Source organism: Kaistia terrae, from assembly GCF_026344005.1.
Lineage (GTDB): Bacteria > Pseudomonadota > Alphaproteobacteria > Rhizobiales > Kaistiaceae > Kaistia > Kaistia terrae.
Map to the genome: position 1 here is coordinate 76,957 of NZ_JAPKNH010000006.1, position 22,351 is coordinate 99,307.

18 protein-coding genes are annotated in these 22,351 nt (G+C 64.6%); 13 read left to right on the plus strand and 5 right to left on the minus strand.

Features of this window, described 5'->3' with window-relative positions; translation table 11 throughout:
- The 5 genes from OSH12_RS17220 to OSH12_RS17240 all read left to right on the plus strand — a co-directional run bounded on the left by OSH12_RS17220 (position 1) and on the right by OSH12_RS17240 (position 4,754).
- Entirely contained in the window at positions 1 to 1,314 is a 1,314-nt protein-coding gene (locus tag OSH12_RS17220) for a cytosine deaminase (RefSeq protein WP_266344831.1), read from the plus strand.
- Positions 1,315 to 1,316: 2 nt separating this feature from the next.
- On the plus strand, positions 1,317 to 2,732 hold the full coding sequence (locus OSH12_RS17225) for an FAD-binding oxidoreductase (protein WP_266344832.1): 1,416 nt from the start codon (positions 1,317 to 1,319) through the stop codon (positions 2,730 to 2,732).
- A gap of 1 nt (position 2,733) precedes the next feature.
- On the plus strand, positions 2,734 to 3,315 hold the full coding sequence (locus OSH12_RS17230; RefSeq protein WP_266344833.1) for an NAD(P)H-dependent oxidoreductase: 582 nt from the start codon (positions 2,734 to 2,736) through the stop codon (positions 3,313 to 3,315).
- Between the two features lie 5 nt (positions 3,316 to 3,320).
- Complete coding sequence (locus tag OSH12_RS17235) at positions 3,321 to 3,908, plus strand: NAD(P)H-dependent oxidoreductase (protein ID WP_266344834.1); 588 nt, start codon at positions 3,321 to 3,323, stop codon at positions 3,906 to 3,908.
- A gap of 231 nt (positions 3,909 to 4,139) precedes the next feature.
- The gene (locus OSH12_RS17240) at positions 4,140 to 4,754 is read left to right on the plus strand and encodes an ankyrin repeat domain-containing protein (protein WP_266344835.1); all 615 of its coding nucleotides are present in this window, start codon (positions 4,140 to 4,142) and stop codon (positions 4,752 to 4,754) included.
- Positions 4,755 to 4,819: 65 nt separating this feature from the next.
- Here OSH12_RS17240 and galU read toward each other — a convergent pair whose 3' ends face one another.
- Entirely contained in the window at positions 4,820 to 5,698 is an 879-nt protein-coding gene (gene galU, locus OSH12_RS17245) for a UTP--glucose-1-phosphate uridylyltransferase GalU (protein WP_266344836.1), read from the minus strand.
- Positions 5,699 to 5,847: 149 nt separating this feature from the next.
- Between galU and galE the strand changes: the two genes are divergently transcribed.
- The 3 genes from galE (at position 5,848) to OSH12_RS17260 (ending at position 9,535) form a co-directional block, all read left to right on the plus strand.
- Positions 5,848 to 6,840, plus strand: a complete 993-nt coding sequence (galE, locus tag OSH12_RS17250; protein ID WP_266344837.1) for a UDP-glucose 4-epimerase GalE — start codon at positions 5,848 to 5,850, stop codon at positions 6,838 to 6,840.
- An 83-nt stretch (positions 6,841 to 6,923) separates the two neighbouring features.
- Complete coding sequence (locus OSH12_RS17255) at positions 6,924 to 8,177, plus strand: lytic murein transglycosylase (RefSeq protein WP_266344838.1); 1,254 nt, start codon at positions 6,924 to 6,926, stop codon at positions 8,175 to 8,177.
- A gap of 56 nt (positions 8,178 to 8,233) precedes the next feature.
- Positions 8,234 to 9,535, plus strand: a complete 1,302-nt coding sequence (locus OSH12_RS17260; RefSeq protein WP_266344839.1) for an SGNH/GDSL hydrolase family protein — start codon at positions 8,234 to 8,236, stop codon at positions 9,533 to 9,535.
- A gap of 336 nt (positions 9,536 to 9,871) precedes the next feature.
- Here OSH12_RS17260 and OSH12_RS17265 read toward each other — a convergent pair whose 3' ends face one another.
- Positions 9,872 to 11,293 (minus strand): glutamate synthase subunit beta, encoded by a 1,422-nt coding sequence (locus tag OSH12_RS17265; protein ID WP_266344840.1) that lies wholly within the window; start codon positions 11,291 to 11,293, stop codon positions 9,872 to 9,874.
- 11 nt (positions 11,294 to 11,304) lie between these two features.
- On the minus strand, positions 11,305 to 16,038 hold the full coding sequence (gene gltB / locus OSH12_RS17270; RefSeq protein ID WP_266344841.1) for a glutamate synthase large subunit: 4,734 nt from the start codon (positions 16,036 to 16,038) through the stop codon (positions 11,305 to 11,307).
- A 604-nt stretch (positions 16,039 to 16,642) separates the two neighbouring features.
- Here gltB and OSH12_RS17275 point away from each other — a divergent pair.
- Positions 16,643 to 17,704, plus strand: coding sequence for a threonine aldolase family protein (locus OSH12_RS17275; RefSeq protein ID WP_266344842.1), 1,062 nt, complete (start codon positions 16,643 to 16,645; stop codon positions 17,702 to 17,704).
- 68 nt (positions 17,705 to 17,772) lie between these two features.
- Here OSH12_RS17275 and OSH12_RS17280 read toward each other — a convergent pair whose 3' ends face one another.
- The gene (locus tag OSH12_RS17280) at positions 17,773 to 18,237 is read right to left on the minus strand and encodes an Hsp20 family protein (RefSeq protein WP_266344843.1); all 465 of its coding nucleotides are present in this window, start codon (positions 18,235 to 18,237) and stop codon (positions 17,773 to 17,775) included.
- A 266-nt stretch (positions 18,238 to 18,503) separates the two neighbouring features.
- Between OSH12_RS17280 and OSH12_RS17285 the strand changes: the two genes are divergently transcribed.
- Positions 18,504 to 18,908, plus strand: coding sequence for a hypothetical protein (locus OSH12_RS17285; protein WP_266344844.1), 405 nt, complete (start codon positions 18,504 to 18,506; stop codon positions 18,906 to 18,908).
- 223 nt (positions 18,909 to 19,131) lie between these two features.
- Positions 19,132 to 20,076, plus strand: coding sequence for an alpha/beta fold hydrolase (locus OSH12_RS17290; RefSeq protein WP_266344845.1), 945 nt, complete (start codon positions 19,132 to 19,134; stop codon positions 20,074 to 20,076).
- A 9-nt stretch (positions 20,077 to 20,085) separates the two neighbouring features.
- Here OSH12_RS17290 and OSH12_RS17295 read toward each other — a convergent pair whose 3' ends face one another.
- Positions 20,086 to 20,571, minus strand: coding sequence for an Lrp/AsnC family transcriptional regulator (locus OSH12_RS17295; RefSeq protein WP_266344846.1), 486 nt, complete (start codon positions 20,569 to 20,571; stop codon positions 20,086 to 20,088).
- 128 nt (positions 20,572 to 20,699) lie between these two features.
- Between OSH12_RS17295 and OSH12_RS17300 the strand changes: the two genes are divergently transcribed.
- Both OSH12_RS17300 and OSH12_RS17305 read left to right on the plus strand, forming a co-directional pair.
- On the plus strand, positions 20,700 to 21,017 hold the full coding sequence (locus OSH12_RS17300) for a DUF1330 domain-containing protein (RefSeq protein ID WP_266344847.1): 318 nt from the start codon (positions 20,700 to 20,702) through the stop codon (positions 21,015 to 21,017).
- A 162-nt stretch (positions 21,018 to 21,179) separates the two neighbouring features.
- Positions 21,180 to 22,325 carry an aminotransferase-like domain-containing protein gene (locus OSH12_RS17305; protein ID WP_266344848.1) on the plus strand — a complete coding sequence of 382 codons (1,146 nt, stop codon included), beginning with the start codon at positions 21,180 to 21,182 and terminating at the stop codon, positions 22,323 to 22,325.
- Positions 22,326 to 22,351 lie beyond the last annotated feature (26 nt).

Below are 22,351 nucleotides of genomic sequence, written 5' to 3' on the forward strand. Positions count from 1 at the left end.
ATGACGAACGGTTTCGCGGCTGTCCCGGATACGGACCGCTACGTGCTCGCCAATGCGACGTTGCCCTCCGTCACCGTCGACGGTTTCGAGGGCATCGATGTCGGCGAAGGGCTGATGGTTGCCGACATCGTCGTGGCGGACGGCAAGATCGAGGCGCTGCGGCCGGCCGGCAGCGTTTCCGACCTGCCCGTCTTCGATCTCGACGAGGGCCAGGTCTGGCCCTGCTTCGTCGATATGCACACGCATCTCGACAAGGGCCACATCTGGGCGCGCGCCGAAAACCCGACCGGCAGTTTTGCCGACGCGCTGGCCGCCGTCGACGCAGATCGCAACGCCAACTGGACGACGGCTGATGTGCGGGCGCGGATGGAGTTTTCGCTCCGCAGCGCCTATGCGCACGGCACGAAGCTGATCCGCACGCATATCGATTGCGTGCCGCCGCAGTTCCCCGCTTCCTGGCCGGCCTTTGCCGAGGCGCGCGACGCCTGGGCGGGCCGCGTCGATCTGCAGGGTGTGGCTCTGTCGCCGATCGAACTCTATCTCGACGAGACAGTGCGCCATCGCCTTACCGAAACGGTCGCTCAATATGGCGGCGTGCTCGGTGGCTTCACCTACATGATCCCGGGGCTTGAGACGGCGCTCGACCATCTCTTCGCCATGGCGTCGGAAAACGGCTTCGACATCGATCTGCATGTCGATGAAACCGCCGACCCGAACGCCCGCTCGCTGGCGGCGATTGCCGAAGCCGCGATCCGCACGTCCTATGAGGGGCAGGTCACGGTCGGCCATTGCTGCTCGCTCGCCTGCCAGGACGAGGGCGAGGCGGACCGGACGATGGATCTTGTCGCCGAGGCAGGCCTGGCCGTCGTCTCGCTGCCGATGTGCAATCTCTATCTGCAGGACCGCCACCCTGACCGCACGCCGCGTTGGCGCGGCGTCACGCTTCTGACCGAGATGGAAGAGCGCGGCATCCGCACGGCGGTCGCCTCCGATAACACGCGCGACCCGTTCTATGCCTATGGCGATCTCGACGCCGTCGAGGTGTTTCGCGAGGCGGTTCGGATCCTCCATCTCGACCATCCGCTCGATGGCGCCGCTCGCGTCGTGACGACCAATCCCGCCGCCATCCTTCGCCGCCCCGACGTCGGCCGCATCCGCGTCGGCGACCCGGCCGATCTGGTGCTGTTCCGCGGCAGGACGTGGTCTGAATTCCTCTCGCGGCCGCAATCCGATCGCACCGTTTTGCGCTATGGCAAAGTGATCGACCGGACTTTGCCCGATTATCGCGAACTCGATTCCCTGTTTGGACATTGATCATGGCTCAACAATTCCGCAACGACCTCGAAGCGCTGAAGGCCGAACTTGACGGCATCGCCATCGAGGAAAATCCCGCGCTGGTGAAGCAGAAGAGCCGTGATTTCTTCTGGTACTCGCCCGTCCTGAAGGCGCAGCTTGACCACGTCACGGCCGATCTGGTCGTGACGCCGAAGGACGAGGCGGAGGTGATCCGCATCCTCAAGGCCGCCTACAAGCATGACGTTCCCGTCACGCCGCGCGGCACCGGCACCGGCAATTACGGCCAGGCCATGCCGCTTTCCGGCGGGCTGATCCTGAACCTGGCCGAGATGAACAAGGTCAAGGCGATCTATCCCGGCCGCGTCATCGCCGAGCCCGGCGTCGTCGTCGCCCAGCTCGATGTCGAGACGCGCGCCCATTCCGGCCAGGAATTGCGCATCCATCCCTCGACCGCCAAGACGGCGACCATCGCCGGCTTCATTGCCGGCGGTTCCGGCGGTGTCGGTTCGATCCGCTGGGGCGGACTTCGCGACCTCGGCAACGTGCTGCGCCTGCGCGTCGTCACCATGGAAGCCGAGCCGCGCGTGCTGGAGCTGACCGGCTGGGAACTGCACAAGGTGATGCACGCCTATGGCACCAACGGCATCATCACCGAAGTCGAGATGCCGCTGACCACCGCCTATGACTGGGTCGACGTGCTGGTCGCTTTCGACGATTACATGGACGCGGTGCGCTATGCCGACAGCCTCGGCAATGCCGATGGCCTGCTGCTGAAGGAACTCGCCACCGTCGCGGCGCCGATCCCCTACGACTACTTCCTGCGCCATCAGAAATTCCTGAAGCCGGGCCAGTCGCTGGCGATCATCTCGCTCGCCTCGCATGCGGTCGACGCCTTCGTCGCCTTCACCTCGCGCACCAAGGGAGAGATCGTCTTCCGCTCCGATACGGCCGAGGACCTGAAGGGCCTGCCGCCGGCCTATGAGCTCGGCTGGAACCATACGACGCTGCGCGCCATCCGCGTCGATCCGTCGATCACCTATCTGCAGTCGATGTATCCGCCGCCGCATCATCTCGAGAAGATCGAGACGCTGACCAAGCTTCTCGGCGATGAGGTTCCCGGCCATCTGGAATTCGTCCGCTTCGACGGCAAGATCACGCCGATGGGCCTGCCGATGGTGCGCTACACCACCGAGGCGCGGCTGGAAGAGATCATCCGCATCCACGAAGAGCATGGCTGCCCGATCTTCAATCCGCACCGCTACACGCTGGAAGAGGGCGGCATGAAGCAGACCGACCTTGCCCAGCTTGCCTTCAAGCGCGAGGCCGATCCGAAGGGCCTGCTCAATCCCGGCAAGATGATCGCCTGGGAAGATCCGGATTTCGACTTCGAGTCGACCAAGACCTTCCTGTTCCCGGGTCTGCAGCAAGCGAGCTGACATGCGCGTTCTGGTGCTCTACGCGCATCCCGTCGAAACGAGCTTCCAGGCGGCGCTGCACGGCGCCGTCGTGGCGGCTTTGGGGCGGGCGGGGCACCAGGTCGATGATTGCGACCTCTATGCGGAAGGGTTCGATCCGGTTCTGTCGCGACAGGAACGGGTCGATTACCACGACCTCGCGGCCAACAGGCGCAACGTGGACAGCTATGTCGAGCGCGTCATGCGGGCGGAGGCGATCATCCTCGTCTATCCGGTCTGGAATTTCGGCTTTCCGGCGATCCTGAAGGGCTTCTTCGACCGGGTGTTCCTGCCCGGCGTGTCGTTCCGGATGGAAGATGGCAAGGCCGTCAACAATCTCCGGCACATCCGCAAGATCGCCGCCGTCGCGACGTATGGCGGCGCGCGTTGGAAGGCGCTCGTCGTCGGCGATCCGCCGCGGCGAAGCGTCAAGCGCGTCCTGCGCGCCCAGATCCGGCCGCTCGCCTCGGTGCCCTACCTGGCCCATTACGACATGAACCGCTCGACGGAAGCGACGCGTTCGGCGTTTCTGACACGCGTATCGAAACAGATGGAACGTTTTTAGAAGCCATGCGCGCGCTTGTCGTTTTTGCCCATCCCGTCCCGGAAAGTTTTGGCGCCGCCCTTCGTGATATCACGGTCGAGGCGCTTCGTCGTTCGGGTCATGAGGTCAAGCTGCTCGACCTCTATGCCTCCGGCTTTGATCCGGTGATGCGGGCCGATGAGCGGCGCGTCTACAACGACCCGGGCGTCAACGAACTGCCGGTCGCCGACCATCTCGCCCTGATCAAATGGTGCGAGATCCTCGTCTTCGTCTATCCGACCTGGTGGTATGGCCCGCCGGCCATGCTGAAGGGCTGGCTGGAGCGGGTTTGGGTGCCGCATGTCACCTTCGTGATGCCGACCGCGACGCATGGTCCGCGACCGGGCATGACCAACATCCGCAAGCTCTCGGTCGTGACGACCTGCGGCGCAAGCTGGATGCTGTCGAAATTCGTCGGCGAGCCGGGCCGACGCATTCTACTGCGCGGCATCCGCACGCTTTGCCATCCGCTGTGCCGGACCAGCTATACGGCGCATTACAAGATGGATAGTTCGACGCCCGAGAGCCGGGCGCGCTATCTGCAAAAAGTCAGCCGCAAGATCGGCAAGCTTTAGGTCTGTTGTGCCTCGATCGAGCCGACGTGTCTCCGCTGGATCGATGCCCGCCTTCTTTCCGGCTGCCGAACGGTGCAAGCTGTCAGCGGCCGGCGTTGCGCCGGCCTCGTTTTTTGTCATCGCGAGGTGCTTCCCACGATGCTGTTCCGTTCCGTTTCCGGATTTTTCAGGCGATCGACAGCCAAAGGCTCGGTCGCCGTCGCTGCAACCCTTTTTATGGCGTTTGGCCTCATGACAGCATCCGCGCAAACCCCGTCCGCACCTCTCTTCGCCGCCGTCGAGCAGAATGACGAGGCCACGGTTGCGAAGCTGATCGCCGAGGGCGTGGCGATCGATGGTCGCAACGCAGACGGTGAAACGGCGCTTCTCGCCGCCACCCATGAAAACCGAGCCGGCATCGCCCGGCAACTGATCTTGGCCGGCGCCGACGTCAACGCGAAAGACCGCATCCAAGACAGCCCATATCTCTACGCAGGGGCGCGCGGTCATCTGGAGATCCTGAAGCTGACGCTGACGCATGGGGCGGATTTGAAGAGCACCAACCGCTATGGCGGTACGGCGCTGATCCCGGCGGCCGAGCGCGGGCATGTCGATACCGTGCGCACCTTGATCGACGCCGGCGTGGCGGTCGATCACGTCAACAATCTGGGATGGACCGCGCTTCTGGAGGCGGTTCTGCTTGGCGACGGCGGCGAGCGCCACGTCGCGATCGTCGGGATCCTGCTCGACGCGGGGGCGGATCCATCTCTGCCGGACCGCGAAGGCGTCACGCCGCTCCGGCATGCCAGGCAGCGCGGCTTTCAGCCGATGGTCGAGCTTCTGACCAAGGCCGGCGGCCGGGAGTAGCAGCTGGCGGCTGGCACAAAAAAAGGGCGAAGCGGCGTGGCCGCCTCGCCCTTTCGTCATTTGTCTCAGCGTGCCAGCAGCTTTTCCAGCTCCGGGCGGAACTCGTCCGCGATATCGGGGCGGTCGAGCGCGAAGGCGACGTTGGCGGCGAGGAAGCCGACCTTGTTGCCGCAATCATACGTCTCGCCGTCGAAACGACAGCCATAGATGTACTGGCGGTCCATCAGGCGCAGCATGGCGTCGGTCAGCTGGATCTCGTTGCCGGCGCCCTTCTCCTGCTTCGAGAGCAGGTCGAAGATCTGCGGCTGCAGGATGTAGCGGCCGTTGATGTAGAGGTTGGACGGCGCGACTTCCGGCTTCGGCTTCTCGACCATCGCATTGATGCGGAAGGCAGGGCCACCGACTTCGGCGCCGATGCCGACGATGCCGTACTGGTGGGTCTGCGACGGGTCGCATTCCTCGACGGCGAGGACGTTGCCGCCCCATTCCTCATAGACCTTGACCATCTGCTTCAGGCAGCCCGGCTGGCCCTTCATCAGCATGTCCGGCAGCAGCACGGCGAACGGCTCGTTGCCGATCATCTCGCGCGCGCACCAGACGGCGTGGCCGAGGCCAAGCGGAACCTGCTGGCGGGTAAAGCTGGTCGAACCCGGCTTCGGCAGGTCCTTGGTCAGGAGATCGAGCGCCTCCTGCTTGCCGCGGCCCGAAAGCGTGGCCTCGAGCTCGTACTGGACGTCGAAGTGATCCTCGATGACGGCCTTGTTGCGGCCGGTGACGAAAATCAGATGCTCGATGCCGGCTTCGCGCGCCTCATCGACGGCATACTGGATCAGCGGACGATCGACGACCGTCAGCATTTCCTTCGGCATGGCTTTGGTGGCGGGGAGAAAGCGGGTGCCAAGACCGGCGACGGGAAATACGGCCTTGCGAATCTTCGGGTTCATGGACGCCTCACAGATGCATCGATAGGGACAGCATATCGTCAGAATCCTAACAGGAACGCTAATGAAAAAGGTGAATATTTCAATGTCATCAAGACTTCGTTCACCTATTCATAGTTCATTAACATTACGAATCTGCTTGGAGTTTCGAAGTGGCTGTCTTGGTGACGGGTGGTGCGGGCTATATCGGTAGCCATATGGTGTGGCGTCTTGTTGACGGTGGTGAGGCAGTGGTTGTTCTCGATCGCCTGTCCACCGGCTTCCAGTGGGCCGTCGCACCCGAAGCCATCTTCGTCGAGGGCGACATTGCCGACGAGGCGCTGGTCGAGCGACTGGTGGCCGAGCATGCCATCGACGCCGTCATCCATTTCGCCGGATCGATCGTGGTGCCGGAATCCGTTTCCGATCCGCTCGGCTACTATCTCAACAACACCGTCAAATCCCGCGCCCTGATGGCGGCGGTGATTCGCGCCGGCGTGCGCCACTTCATCTTTTCCTCAACTGCCGCCGTCTATGGCGACACGGGAACCGAGCCGGTGCTGGAGAGTGCTGCGACCGTGCCGCAGTCGCCCTATGGCCGCTCGAAGCTGATGACCGAAATGATGCTCGAGGACGCGGCGCGCGCGCATGACTTCCGCTATGTCGCGCTGCGCTATTTCAATGTCGCCGGCGCAGATCCGCGCGGCCGTACCGGCCAGTCGACCAAGGGCGCGACGCATCTGATCAAGGTCGCCAGCGAAACCGCGCTCGGCAAGCGCGACGAGATCGAGCTCTTCGGCACCGACTACGACACGCCGGACGGCACCTGCGTACGCGATTACATCCATGTTTCGGACCTGGCCAACGCCCACGCCGACGCGCTCGCCTATCTGCGCGCCGGCGGCGACAGCCTGGTCGCCAATTGCGGTTATGGCCACGGCTATTCGGTGCGCGAGGTGCTGGAATCGGTGCGTCGCGTCTCCGGCCGCGAGTTTCGGGTGATCGAGCGGGAGCGCCGTCCCGGCGATGTTCCCGCCGTGGTCGCAAATTCGACACGTGCGCGCACCACGCTGGGGTGGAAGCCGGAGCATGACGATCTCGATTTCAGCGTCGCGACGGCGCTGGCCTGGGAAGAGGCGCTCGGTCGACGCAATCAGCGCGACTGAGGCTTGGCAATCCGGCATCGCTGCCGGGACGAGCCGGACGGTGGTCCGGATGGCATTTTGAGAACTGAGGAGACTTCCGAGAGATGGTATTCTTGAGCCCGCCCGTTTCCGTCGTACGGCCCTTCGCGGCTGCCGGAACCCGCGCAGCGCTGCTGATCCTGTTACTGCTGGCAGGATTGTTGCCCGCCATGGCGGATGCGGCAGGCGCGCGTTGGGTGGCGAGCTTCTGGCCCACCGCTCAGAAGGCCGGTATCTCGCGCAGCGTCTACAACAGCGCGCTCGGCAATTTCACCCCCGATCCCGACGTGCTTGCGAAGGCGAAAAATCAGGCCGAATTCGTCAAGCCGCTGTGGGAATATCTCGACGGCGCCATTTCGGAAAAGCGGCTGGAAAACGGTAGCGAGGCGTTGCGCCAGTATGGCCGGCAGCTTGAGCAGATCGAGCGTGCGTTTGGCGTCGACCGCAGCGTCGTCGTGGCGATCTGGGGCATGGAATCGTCCTACGGCCAGGTCCTGAGCAATCCGAAGATCGTCAAGAACACCATCCGCTCGCTGGCGACGCTTGCCTATCAGGGCGGCTCGCGGGCGAAATACGGTCGCCAGCAGCTGATCGCGGCGCTGAAGATCATCGAGCGTGGCGATGTCGATGCGCGCCACATGGTCGGCTCCTGGGCCGGCGCCATGGGCCACACCCAGTTCATCCCGACCACCTACCAGGCCTATGCCGTCGATTTTGATGGCGACGGCAAGCGCAACGTCTGGACATCGGAAGTCGATGCGCTCGCCTCGACGGCCAACTACCTCGCCAAGATGGGCTGGCGCCATGGCCAGACCTGGGGCTACGAGGTGCAGGTGCCGAACCGGTTCGACTGGCGTCACGCCGATTCCGGCAAGGCGCTGACGCTCGATCAGTGGCGCAAGCTCGGCGTCCACCGCGTCGCCAACCGGGCGTTCCCGGCCTCCAACGACAAGGCGACGCTCTACGCGCCGGCTGGCGCGGACGGCCCGGCCTTCCTGCTTCTGCCCAACTTCAAGGTCATCAAGCGCTACAACAACGCCAATGCCTATGCGCTCGCCGTCGGCCATCTGTCGGACCGGCTGCGCGGCGGCAAGGCGTTCGTCTCGGATTGGCCGCGCGACGTACGGCCGCTGGGGGCGGATGAGCGGGCCGAGGTGCAGACGCTTCTCGGACGGCGCGGCTTCTATTCCGGCGCCGTCGACGGCAAGATCGGCGCCGGCACCCGCCAGGCGGTTCGCGACTTCCAGGTCTCGCAGGGCCAGGTCCCGGACGGCTATGTCTCGACGGGACTGTTGCAGCGACTGCGGTCCGGCAGGTAAGGTGCTTTCCTCAAGGGAAGCCTGCTGGGCTCGCAGGCTTCCCGCCAGGTAGGGTCATGTTGGTTCGCTTCTTTCGTGCATGCGTCGCTGTCTTCCTGGTTTCCGTCGCGCTTGTCGGCGCGGTGGAACCGGCGGCTGCGCAATTCCGCAGCGGGGGGCCGGGCGGCTTCCTCGATCGCCTGTTCGGCATCGAGCGGCCACCACCGGAAGACATGCGCCTGCCGCCGCGCGACGTCGGTCGGCAGCGTCCGCCCTCGGCGCGACGGCAGCAGCAAACCGACGGCCAGGCGCCGGCAGTGCGCAAGAAGCGCCCGGCTACGCCGAGCGAGCCAATCTATCCGACGCTCGCCATCCAGCCGAAGAATCCTGACGCCCGCAAGGTGCTGGTGGTTGGCGATTTTGTCGCCGCCGGCCTTGCCTGGGGCCTCGACCAAGCCTTTGCCGAGGAGCCGCGCCTCACCGTCATCGATCGCGCCGACGGATCCTCCGGCTTTGTGCGCGACGACTATTTCAACTGGTCCGCCAAGATCTCCGAGGTGCTCGAGGCCGAGAAGCCCGACATGATCGTGGTGCTGATCGGCGCGAATGACCGCCAGCAGATCAAGACGCCGGACGGCCGTTTCGAGCCCGGTTCGGACGAATGGAAGAAGGCTTATCAGCAGCGTGTCGAGCGCTTCCTGCTCGCCCTGCGGACCTATGGCAAGCCGGTGTACTGGGTTGGCGCGCCGCCGCTGCGCTCGTCGGATGCGTCGGTCGACATGGCGCAGTTGAACACGCTGTTCAAGCAGCGTGCGGAGGCGGTCGGGGCTCATTTCATCGATGTGTGGGATGGCTTCGCCGACGAGAACGGCAAGTTCATCTCGCGCGGTCCCGATGTCGAGGGCCAGACGCGGACCTTGCGCATGAATGACGGAATCAACTTCTCCCGCGCCGGCAAGCGCAAGCTCGCCTTCTTCGTCGAGCGCGACATCCGCCAGGATAGCGGAATGGGCTTGCCGATGAGTTCGCTGGCGCCGACCAATCCGAACGCGACCATGGAAATCGGGCCGGACGGCAAGGAGCGCCAGGTTGGCCCGGTGCTGTCGCTGACCGATGTCGAGCCGGGTGCGGCCGACGCCAAGCTCGCAGGCGCCGCCGGCACGGCCGGTCCGGCCCCGGCGGCCGACAGCACCCAGTACAAGCTGACGGTCAAGGGCCAAGCCCCGGCGGCACAGCCCGGCCGGGTCGATGACTTCGCCTGGAAGCCGCCGCGTGACGAGGACGACAGCGCCGACAATTCGCACAGCATTGTCGACGGCATCGTCATCCTGCCGGCGCCCACCGCCGCCATGCCGAGCCGCGCTGGCACCGTGGAGTAGGGGAGCCCTCAGGGCCTCCAGGTAGTTCGACCTGCTCCGCCATCATCCTGAGGTGCTTCGCGCCAGCGAAGCCTCGAAGGAGGCTCCAGCGGGATGCTCCAGTATGCGGACGCACTCCGGATGTCCGGCGACATCTGGACCCTCCTTCGAGGCCCGGCTTTGCCGGGCGCCTCAGGATGATGGTCGAGGGAGCTGATCCGTTGGCATCCACGCGTCGCGTGGAATCCCCTTAGCTGCCGGTCGCGCTTTGCGAAGGTCGCCACCTCAGCACAAAAAAAGGCCCCCACCGCGCGCGAGAGGGGCCTTTTCAAGTGCTGATATGAGTGCGATCCGGCCTTACCAGGCGAGGTCGGTCGAGCCCATCAGGTGCTTGTCGATCGAATGGGCGGCCTGACGGCCTTCCCGGATCGCCCAGACGACCAGTGACTGGCCGCGACGCATGTCGCCGGCGGCGAACACCTTGTCGACCGAGGTCCGGTAGCTCTTCGTATCGGCGGAAAGATTGCCGCGCTTGTCGAGGTCGGCGCCAAGTTCGCTCAGCATGCCCTCGAATACCGGATGGGCAAAGCCGATCGCCATGAAGACGAGATCGGCGCGGATGATGAATTCCGTGCCTTCGATCGGCCGGCGCTTTTCATCGACGCGGGCGCACTGGACGCCCGTGACCTTGCCGTTCTTGCCGACAACGCCGAGCGTCGCGCAGGCGAACTCGCGCTCGGCGCCTTCGGCCTGCGAGGACGAGGTGCGGAACTTGGTCGGCCAATAGGGCCAGACCGTCAGCTTGTCTTCGCGAACCGGCGGCATCGGGCGGATGTCGAGCTGGGTGACGTTCAGCGCGCCCTGGCGGAACGAGGTGCCGACGCAGTCGGACGCCGTATCGCCGCCGCCGATGACGACGACGCGCTTGCCGGTAGCGATGATCGGCTCGTCATGGATCTCCTCGCGGCCGACGCGACGGTTCTGCTGGACGAGGAACGGCATGGCGTAGTGCACGCCCTCCAGTTCCGCTCCCGGCAGTTTTGGATCGCGCGGTGCTTCGGAGCCGCCCGTCAGCAGGACGGCGTCATGGTCGGCGACCAGTTCGGCCATCGGCTTGTTGACGCCGATATTCATGCCGTAGTGGAACGTCGCGCCTTCGGCCTCGATCTGCGCGACGCGCCGATCGATGAAGTGCTTCTCCATCTTGAAGTCCGGGATGCCATAGCGCAGCAGGCCGCCGGCCTTCGCTTCGCGCTCGTAGACATGCACGTCATGGCCGGCGCGGGCGAGCTGCTGGGCAGCCGCCATGCCGGCGGGGCCGGAGCCGACGACGGCGATCTTGCGGCCGGTCTTGACCGTCGGGATTTCCGGCTTGATCCAGCCCTGGTCCCACGCCTTGTCGGCGATCGACTGCTCGACCGACTTGATCGCGACCGGCGCGTTCTCGAGGTTCAGCGTGCAGGCTTCCTCGCAAGGGGCGGGGCAGACGCGGCCGGTGAACTCCGGGAAGTTGTTGGTCGAGTGCAGGTTGCGCGAGGCTTCCTGCCAATCGTTCGAATAGACGAGGTCGTTCCAGTCCGGGATCTGGTTGTGAACCGGACAGCCGGTGTCGCCATGGCAGAAGGGAACGCCGCAATCCATGCAGCGCGCCGCCTGCCGAACGACGTCCTGGTCGTTCAGCGGCAGGGTGAATTCCCGGAAGTGCCGGATGCGGTCCGCAGCCGGCTGATACTTCTGGTCCTGGCGGTCGATTTCGAGGAAGCCCGTTACCTTACCCATCTCTGTTCCCCTTACTCGGCCGCCACGCCGTAGCGTGCGCGTTCCATCTCGATCAGTGCGCGACGGTACTCGACCGGCATGACCTTGCGGAATTTTGGACGATAGCTTTCCCAGTTCTCCAGGATCTCCTTGGCCCGGGCCGAGCCGGTATAATGGAGATGCTGCGAGATCAGCCGGTGCAGGCGCTCGTCATCGAAGCGATTCATGTTCGACGTGATGTCGATCCGGCCCTTGTGCTCGATGTCGCCGCCATGGTGGTGCAGCTTTTCAAGCAGGTCGTCCTCTTCCTGGACAGGCTGGATCTCGACCATCGACAGGTTGCAGCGCTGGGCGAAGGTTTCGTCTTCGTCGAGTACATAGGCGATGCCGCCGGACATGCCGGCCGCGAAGTTGCGCCCGGTCTGGCCGATGACGACGACGATGCCGCCGGTCATGTATTCGCAGCCATGATCGCCACAGCCTTCGACGACGGCGATCGCGCCCGAGTTACGGACGGAGAAGCGCTCGCCGGCGACGCCGCGGAAATAGGCCTCGCCCTCGGTCGCACCGTAGAGAACGGTGTTGCCGACGATGATCGACTCTTCCGGCACGATGCGGCTGGTTTCGGCCGGGCGCACGACGATGCGTCCGCCGGAAAGACCCTTGCCGACATAGTCGTTGCCTTCGCCGATCAGGTCGATCGAGACACCGCGTGCCAGGAAAGCGGCGAAGCTCTGCCCGGCCGTGCCGCGCAGCGTGATCGCGATGGTGTCGTCCGGCAGTCCGTCATTGCCGTAGCGCTTGGCGACTTCGCCCGAGAGCATGGCGCCGGCCGAACGGTCGGTGTTGCGGATCGCGGCCTCGATCTTGACCGGCGTGCCGGTCGTGAGCGCTGCCTGCGCTTCGGCGATCAGCTTGCGGTCAAGAATGTGCTCGATCGGGTGATGCTGGCGCTGGGTGTGACGGATCTCTTCCGGGCCGGCTTCGACCTTGTGGAACAGCTTGGTGAAGTCGAGACCTTCTGCCTTCCAATGGTTGACCGCGGCGACCTTGTCGAGACGATCGGACTGGCCGATCAGCTGTTCGAGGTGGCGAACGCCCATCGCGGCCATCAACTGGCGCACTTCCTCGGCGACGAAGAAGAAGAAGTTGATGACGTCTTCCGGCGTGCCCTTGAAGCGCTTGCGCAGAACAGGGTCCTGGGTGGCGACGCCAACCGGGCAGGTGTTCAGATGGCACTTGCGCATCATGATGCAGCCGGCGGCGATCAGCGGCGCCGTCGAGAAGGCGAACTCGTCCGCGCCGAGCAGCGCGCCGATGATGACGTCGCGACCGGTGCGGAAGCCGCCATCGACCTGCAGGGCGATGCGCGAGCGCAGGCCGTTCAGGACCAGCGTCTGCTGGGTCTCGGCCAGGCCGATTTCCCACGGGCTGCCGGCATGCTTGAGCGAGGTCAACGGCGAAGCGCCGGTGCCGCCTTCGAAGCCGGAGATGGTGATGTGATCGGCGCGCGCCTTGGCAACGCCGGCGGCGACCGTGCCGACACCGACTTCCGAGACGAGCTTGACCGACACGTCCGCCGTCGGGTTGACGTTCTTCAGATCGAAGATCAGCTGGGCCAGATCCTCGATCGAATAGATGTCATGGTGCGGCGGCGGCGAGATCAGGCCGACGCCCGGCGTCGAATGCCGGACCTTGGCGATGGTCGCGTCGACCTTGTGGCCGGGCAACTGACCGCCTTCGCCGGGCTTGGCGCCCTGCGCGACCTTGATCTGCATCACGTCGGAGTTGACGAGATATTCCGTCGTCACGCCGAAGCGTCCCGAGGCGATCTGCTTGATCGACGACCGCATCGAGTCGCCATTGGCCATGGGCACGAAGCGCTCGGCTTCCTCGCCGCCTTCGCCTGTGTTCGACTTGCCGCCGATCCGGTTCATGGCGATGGCGAGCGTCGTGTGCGCCTCACGCGAGATCGAGCCGAACGACATGGCGCCGGTGGCGAAGCGCTTGACGATGTCGGCTGCCGGCTCGACCTCGTCGAGCGGCACCGGCGATGCGCCGACGTCTTCCGCCATCTTGATCTCGAACAGGCCGCGGAGCGTCAGAAGCGTCTTCGCCTGCTCGTTCATCGCCTTGGCGTAGTCTTCGTAGCGATCCCACGAGCCGACGCGGACGGCATGCTGCAGGTTCGCCACCGAGTCGGGCGTCCAGGCATGCTTCTCGCCGCGGATGCGGTAGTTGTACTCGCCGCCGATATCGAGCGTGTTGCGCAGAACCGCGCCATCGCCGAAGGCGGCAGCGTGACGGCGCACGGTCTCTTCCGCGATTTCCTTCAGGCCGACGCCCTCGATGGTCGTGGCGGTGCCGAAGAAGTAGCGGTCGACGAATTCCGAAGCGAGGCCGATCGCATCGAAGATCTGCGCGCCGCAATAGGACTGGTAGGTCGAGATGCCCATCTTGGACATGACCTTCAGGATGCCCTTGTCGATCGACTTGACGTAGCGATGCACGATCTCTTCGTCGTCGACCTCCTCGGGGAAGTCCTTCTTCATGTCGGTCAGCGTCTCGAAGGCGAGATAGGGGTTGATCGCCTCGGCGCCGAAGCCGGCCAGCACGCAGAAATGATGCACTTCACGCGCTTCGCCCGTCTCGATGACGAGACCGACCGAGGTGCGCAGACCCTTGCGGATCAGATGATGGTGCACGCCGGCCGTGGCCAGCAGCGCCGGGATCGGGATCCGGTCCGGTCCGACCATGCGGTCCGACAGGATGATGATGTTGTAACCGCCATGCACCGCCGCCTCGGCGCGCTCGCAGAGCCGCTCCAGCGCGTCGGCCATGCCTTCGGCGCCCTGTGCGATCGCATAGGTGACGTCGAGCGTCTTCGACTGGAACGGGTTGTCGTCCAGTTCGCCGATGGCGCGGATCTTCTCGAGATCCGGGTTCTCCAGGATCGGCTGCCGGACTTCCAGCCGCTTGCGGCGGCCGGCGCCCTGCAGGTCGAACAGGTTCGGCCGCGGTCCGATGAACGAGACGAGGCTCATGACGAGCTCTTCGCGGATCGGATCGATCGGCGGGTTCGTCACCTGGGCGAAGTTCTGCTTGAAGTAGGTGTAGAGCAGCTTCGACTTGTTGGAGAGCACCGAGATCGGCGTATCCGTGCCCATCGAGCCGACAGCTTCCTGGCCGGTCGTGGCCATCGGCGCCATCAGCAGCTTCAGGTCTTCGTTCGTGTAGCCAAAGGCCTGCTGGCGATCGAGCAGCGTCACGTCGGTGCGCGGCGCGCGCGGCGGCACCGGCGGCAGGTCTTCCAGCACGATCTGGGTGCGCGCCAGCCACTCCTGGTAGGGGAGCTTGGTCGCGAGTTCGGTCTTGATCTCCTCGTCGGAGACGATGCGGCCCTGCTCAAGGTCGATCAGCAGCATGCGGCCGGGCTGAAGCCGCCACTTGGTGATGATCTTCTCTTCCGGGATCGGCAGAACGCCGGACTCGGACGAGAGCAGCACGTCGCCATCCTCGGTCACGAGGTAGCGCGCCGGGCGCAGGCCGTTACGGTCGAGGGTGGCGCCGATGCGCACGCCATCGGTGAAGGCAACGGCGGCCGGGCCATCCCACGGCTCCATCAGGGCAGCATGATATTCGTAGAAAGCGCGCCGCTGCTCGTCCATGAGCGGGTTGCCCGCCCAGGCTTCGGGGATCAGCATCATGGCTGCGTGGGGCAGCGAGTAGCCGCCCTGGACCAGGAATTCGAGCGCGTTGTCGAAGCAGGCGGTGTCCGACTGCCCCTCATAGGAGATCGGCCACAGCTTCGAGATGTCGTTGCCGTAGAGCTCCGAATCGACCGAGGCCTGCCGCGCCGCCATCCAGTTGACGTTGCCGCGCACCGTGTTGATCTCGCCGTTATGCGCGACCATGCGGTAGGGATGCGCCAGGCGCCAGGACGGGAAGGTGTTGGTCGAGAAGCGCTGATGCACGAGCGCGATCGCGCTCTCGAAACGCTCGTCGTGGAAGTCGCAATAATATGCGCCGAGCTGCTCCGCCAGGAACATGCCCTTGTAGACGATGGTCCGCGCCGACAGCGACACGACATAGAAGTCGTTGTTCAGGCCGGAATAGGCCGCATAGATGCGGTTGGAGATCACCTTGCGGATGATGAACAGCCGCCGCTCGAAGGCGTCGACGCTCTCGAGGTCCTTGCCGCGGCCGATGAAGACCTGGCGATGGCTTGGCTCGGTCGCCGCGATCTCGGGCGCCTTGGACAGGGAGGAATTGTCGACCGGCACGTCGCGCCAGCCGAGCAGGACCTGGCCTTCGGACGCGACGACTTCCTCGACGATCTTCTCCATGCCGGCGCGGACTTCCGCGTCCTGCGGCAGGAAGAGGAAGCCGACGGCATAGGTGCCGGGCTCGCTCAGCGCGAAGCCGAGCCGCGTCGCCTCTTCGGAGAAGAAGCGATGCGGGATCTGCACGAGCATGCCCGCGCCGTCGCCCATCAGCGGATCGGCGCCAACCGCTCCGCGATGCTCGAGGTTACGAACGATCTGCAGGCCGCTCTGGACGATGCGGTGCGACTTCTCGTTCTTCAGGTTGGCGATGAAGCCGACGCCGCAGGCATCGTGCTCATTGCGCGGGTTGTAGAGACCCTCAGTGGCGAAACCCTGGACGCCTGTGCCGCCGGCCTCGTGGCGTGCGGCGGTGCGTTTGGCGGCGCGGGCCGTCGCCGCTGCTGCCATCTGCATTTCCGCTTCGCTTAAGACCTTCGGCATCTGAGTGCCCTCTCATCCTCTATGGTTCATCATTCGACGTTGAAACCGGCCGCTCTCCCGTCCGTTCTTTCGAACGTCTGGATGACCAACCGGCGCATCGCCGTATTCACTGTAAGACGCATCGCGTCCAAACCGCCGCCCTGCGCCCTCAGGCACAAGACCCCAGCCCGCATGACTGCATCCTATCGCAAGCAAGGATCATTCCGAACTTGCTTGTCCACTTTTGCAATTCGCAAAAGCGCCGTTTCGTTGCCGTCAAAATGGGACAGCAAGACTGTCCTAATTACGATCGCCAAAATGGCAGAACTCTTCTAATTCGGCAAGCACTCCTGTGATCACGCATTATGTTTGTTTCGAAACTAGCGTGGCCAACAAACTTTCGGTTACGAAACCGCCGTTTCGGCGCAAGAAAATTACGAAATCGATCCGGAGCGCTGCGTCAGGCGGGCGGCCGCGCCACACGGCGGTTTGCTTCTTTTCCGGCGAGATCCGCGCGACGGGGCTTCCTGGCGGCAGATTCGAAAAATATTCTGATTGCGGGGGATCGTCATCGCGGATCGCGTAGGGGCTTGCGCCCGGCGCCCCGCCACCGCGATATGGCGCCATGATCTTTGCAAGCGATAACTGGATGGGGGCGTCCGACCGGGTGGCGGCCGCGCTCGTCGAAGCCGCCGGCGGCCATGCCCCGGCTTATGGAAACGATCCGTTGACGGCGTCGGTCGAGGCCGATTTCGCCCGGGTTTTCGAGCACGAGGTGGCCGCGTTCTTCGTGGCGACCGGAACGGCGGCGAACGCGCTGGCCCTGGCGCAATTCGGAAAACCCGGCGGCGTCGTCTTCTGTCATCACGACGCGCATATCGCCGTCGACGAGGGCGGGGCACCGGAATTCTTCAGTGGCGGCGCACGCCTGCACCGTATTGAAGGTGCCGAGGGCAAGCTGCGGCCCGCCGATCTTGCCGCCGCGATCGCGCTTTATCCCGCATCCGCCATTCATCACGGCCAGCCGGCGGCGGTTTCGATCAGCCAGCTGACGGAAGTGGGCACTGCCTACACGCCGGCGGAAATCGCCGCGCTTGCTGAAATCGCCCATGGCGCCGGCCTGCCGCTGCATATGGACGGCGCGCGATTCGGCAATGCCGTGGCCGGGCTCGGCGTTTCTCCGGCCGAGACCAGCTGGCGCGCCGGTGTCGACGTGCTCTCCTTCGGTGGCTCGAAGAATGGCTGTTTCGCGGCCGAAGCCGTGCTGTTCTTCGATCCCGAAAAGAGCCGCGGCTTCGAGTTCCACCGCAAGCGGGCAGGGCACCTGTTCTCGAAGAGCCGCTTCGTCTCGGCCCAGTTCGAGGCGTATCTGGCGAATGATCATTGGCTGGAACTGGCGGCCCACGCCAACGGCATGGCGCGGCGGCTGGCGGTCGGCATCGAGGCGGTGTCGGGCGCATCTGTCGCCTTTGCGCCGGCTGGCAATGAAGTGTTCGCGGTGATCTCAAAAGCGGCAGATGTGGCGCTGAGGGAGGCGGGAGCCGCCTATTATGAATGGCCGTCGGGTGGACTGATTGCCGCACCTTTGGACAAGGGCTCCATTCTTGTGCGGCTGGTCACCAGTTTCCGCACCCAGGCCAGCGATGTGGACCAGTTTGTGCAAATAGTTTCGGCAAACAGAGCCTAAAAAATAGGCGCCCCACTTGCGTGGGACGCCGGTATCGACGAATCGATTCAGGCTTGGTGGTGGCCTTTTCAGGCTGCCTTGGCCTCGATCTGCTGGCTGGCGTTCTTGCCGCTGGCGATCGCGATCGTGCGCGGCTTCATCGCCTCGGGGATCTCGCGGACGAGATCGACATGCAGGAGGCCGTTTTCGAGGCTGGCGCCCTTCACTTCCACGTGGTCGGCAAGCTGGAAGCGACGCTCGAACGAGCGGGCGGCGATGCCGCGATACAGGACTTCTGCGTCCCGGCCTTCCTCGGTCTTCTTCTCGCCCTTCACGGTCAGCGTGTTTTCACGCGACTCGATCGACAGTTCGCTGTCGCTGAATCCGGCTACCGCCATGGTGATGCGGTAGTCGTTCTCACCGGTGCGTTCGATATTGTAGGGCGGGTATCCCGGCACGCCGGCTTCGACGCCGGAGGCCTGGTCGAGAAGGGAGAAAAGCCGGTCAAAGCCGACGGTGGAACGATAGAGCGGGCTCAGATCAAAACTACGCATAGGGTGTCCTCCTTGGAGCGACGGGTTCGAAGTTCACGCCGGCTCCGCCATTCATGGCCGGGGCCGCATGTCTCAGGCGCGGACCCGATTTCGGCATCCGCAACGGGGATGTGGGGACATCTTCGGCCGGGTTCAAGGGGATGGTCCCCGCCTGGCTGAACGCCATATGAACGACCAATTCGGATGGTGTTCAGGCGGCCGCGGATAGCTTCACCATCAATGCCGGCGATGAAAACGATCGTCCGGCCATCCGCAGGAGAGACATCATGATCAAGGGCATTCTCGCCACCTCCGCCTTGATTGGCGCGCTGATCCTGCCGCTTGCGGCGCAGGCTCAGGACTATCGCTTCGAAGGCGGTCGCGGTGGCTACAATGACGATCGCGGCTATCGGGATGATCGCAACTATGACCGTCGTCCCCCGCCGCGCCGCGAACTCGGTCCCCGTCAGATTTACCGGGTGCTCGGCCGCCAGGGTTACTCCCGCGTCGACATCATCAACCGTCGCGGTGACGCCTATATCGTCCGCGCCATCGGTCCGCGCGGCCGGGACGTGATCCTTGTGGTCGATTCCTGGTCCGGCGAGATCCTGCGTCGCCGCGTGGTCGAGAATGATTGGCGTGGCGATCGCGGCTGGCATGGCGGCTGGGGCAATGACTGGCGTCGCTGGTAACCCCGCTTTCCAAGCAGTCCCCGCTACTCAGTAGTCGGTCGATCTCGATCCGCCCCCCGCGCGAGGTCGGCCCGTCAGCCGGCGACATCTTCGGATGTCGCCGGTTTTTTGTTTCCGGAGAGCCGCGTGATTCCGCGCCTTGCTTGTCGGTCGGGAACGGCTCGGCTAAGACGCATGAGGGCTCCAATCGGGCCAGGCGCTTCAGAGCGGAACGACGCAGCGGATGAGCTTTCAATCCTTTCCTGACAACCCCGTCCCCGAGGGCGCCGTCGAGCAGACCGTCACGACCGCCGACGGGGTGAAGCTGCGCGCGGCCGTCTGGCGGCCAGCCGGGCCACGCAAGGGGACAGTCTGCGTCATCCATGGCCGCGCCGAATCGATCGAGAAATACTACGAGGTCATCGGCGAACTGCTCGGGCGCGGCTTCGCGGTTGCAAGCTTCGACTGGCGCGGGCAGGGCGGCTCCGACCGTCGCCTCGACAATCCCCGCAAGGGTCATGTCGACGACTTTTCCGAATTCGAGCGCGATCTTGAAGCCTTCATGCAGCAGGTGGCGCTGCCCGATTGCCCGCCGCCCTTTTTCGCGCTTGCGCACTCGACCGGCGGGCTGGTCTGCCTGCGCGTCGCCCGTCGCTCGCGCCAGACCTTTTCCCGCATGGTGCTGGTGTCGCCGCTGCTCGATTTCGGCGGCTTCGCGCCGTCGCGCGGCGTGATCAATTTTACCGCCGGCGCGTTTTCGCTGCTCGGCCTCGGCGATGCGTTTCCGCCTGGCTCGCGGATTGCGCAGGTCGAGGAGCGCGGCTTCAAGGGCAATCCCCTGACCAGCGATCTCCGCCGTTTTGAGCGCAGCGTGGCCGTCTCGAAAGCGCGGCCGGATCTGACCATCGGGCCGCCGACCATTTCCTGGCTGCATGCCGCCTGTCGCGCGATGAACGAGGCGTCCAATCCCGCCTTCGCCGCCAGCATCCGCATCCCGACGCTGATGATCGCGGCGGGCGAGGACAAGGTGGTGTCGCCGCTTGCCATCGAGCGGTTCACCCGCGAGATGCGGATTGGATCGCAGATCGTCATTCCCGGCGCCCGCCACGAGATCCTTATGGAGCGTGACCCGATGCGCGGCCTGTTCTGGGCAGCTTTCGACGCGTTCATTCCCGGCAGCGCCGAATAGCGTCGACGCCTAGCGCGGTCCCGTGCGGGCCGTGTCGACAGTTGACAGGCCGTTCGACTTCGTCGTGTCGAGAATGACCATGGTCGAGGTTTCGGCAACGCAGGGAATGGCCTGCAAGGCTTCCGAGATGAACTGCCGGAGCGCCTCGATATCCTTGACCCAGACCCGGAGCAGATAGTCGACGCTGCCGGTGACGAGCAGGCATTCGGTGATCTCCGGACGGTCCTCGATCGCGCTTAGGAATTGGCTGGCGGCGTCCGGGGTCTGCTTGGCGAGGCGAACGCTGACGACGACGCAGATCGAAAGGCCGAGCGCCAGCGGATTGATCCGCGCCGCATAGCCCTGGATGACGCCGCTCTCCTCCAGCCGCTTGATCCGCCGGCTGCAGGGCGTTGGCGACAGGCCAACCAGTTCGGCGACTTCGAGGTTCGACATGCGGCCGTCGGCCTGCAACGCGGCCAGGATCTTGCGGTCTATCGGGTCGAGTTCAATCATTGGCGTTTTTCACTCAAAGAGCGATTATCGGTAGCGAACTATCGCGCAATTATGATCGCCATGCCGAAAAATTGCACGGATTCGCTCGCCATTCGAGCGCTATTGTCTAGAAAACAAGGGAGACGACAATGCCGGCCTATGTGATTGTGACGATGGCGATCCACGATCCCGCGACCTACAAGAAATACACCGACCGCACGCCGCCGATCGTCAAGCGGCATGGCGGCCGGTTTCTGACGCGTGGCGACGAAGTGTTTACCGCCGAAGGCGCGCCCTTCACCGACCGCATGGTGATCCTCGAATTTCCGAGCAAGGCGCATGTCGATGCCTGGCGCAACGATCCCGATTATGTCGAGGCCTGCCAGTTCCGCTATGCTTCCTCGACCGCGCGGATGATCGTGCAGGAAAGCAGCGGCAATACGGAAGATCCCGACCCGAGGCTGTGAGGGAATTCTCCGCCGCTCCGCCCGCCGATTTTTCGCTCCTTCGAGGACCCTATGATGGCGAGCGCCAAGGCTAGGAAGTCCCGACCTGAACCGGCCGCATGGCTCAGGTCGAGCAACGACATCACGCAGCAATTCCTGGCCTTTGGCGGACGAGCGGATGTCGTGAGCCTGGCTGGCGGGTTGCCGGCGACCGAGCTCTATCCGGTGACCGACGTGCAGGAGGCAGCGCACGCGGCGATTGCCCGGCACGGCCCGGCGATCATGGAATATGGCCCGGTCGAGGGCCTGCTGGCCTTGCGGCAGCTGATCGCGGCGCGCACCTCGGCCGAGACGGGCGGCGTCTTCATGGCGGCGAACGTGCTTCTGACCACCGGCTCGATGCAGGCGCTGGATCTGATCGGCAAAGTGCTGATCGATCCGGGCGAACTGATCGTGGCGCAATCGCCGACCTATCTGGGCGCCCTCGACGCCTGGCGCCCACGTTCACCAAGCTATCTGCCGCTCGATTGGGATTTGACGGACCCCGATTTCGACGCCGCGTTGGCGCGGGCGAAATTCGTCTATTCGGTGCCGAATTATTCCAATCCGACCGGTGTGCTGGTTTCGCAGGCACGGCGGATCGCCTTGCTCGACAAGGTGGTCGAGGCCGGCACCTGGCTGGTCGAGGACGATCCCTATCTGTCCATGCAACTCGACGGTTCGCCCGGCCCCAGCATTTTGAGCCATGCTGTCGCTCGCTCGACCGGCAAGGGTCCGTATGACGGCCCCGTCCTCTATCTCGGCACCGTCTCGAAAAGCCTGGTTCCGGGCCTGCGGGTCGGCTGGGTGATCGCCGAAGCCGGGATGATCCAGAACCTTGCGCGCACGAAGATGGCGAGCGATTTGAGCGGGAGCCTGCTGACGCAGGCGATTGCGCTCGAGCTGATGGAGCGCGATTTCGACCATCAGCACACGAACGTCACCGTCCCGGTCTATCGCGAGCGCCGCGACGCGCTGTTGCGGGAAGCCAATCTGCTTCTGTCCGAATGGTTCGAGTGGGACGTGCCTGTCGGCGGCATGTTCGTCTGGATGCGTTCGAAAGGGCGCGCGATCGATACGGACGCGCTCTACAAATTCGCCGTCGAGGAGAAGGTCGCCTATGTGCCGAGCAGCGTCTTCGATTTTACCGGCGAGGACCGTTTCGCCATGCGGGTCAATTTTACCCGCAGCTCGCCCGAGGTGATCGCCGAAGGCGTACGCCGGCTCGCCCGCGCTATCGAGCACTATCTGTCGGCGCGTCGCCAGCACGACAGGGCCCGTTCCCTCTAGCTGAAGCGCAGACGCGCCAGCTTCCA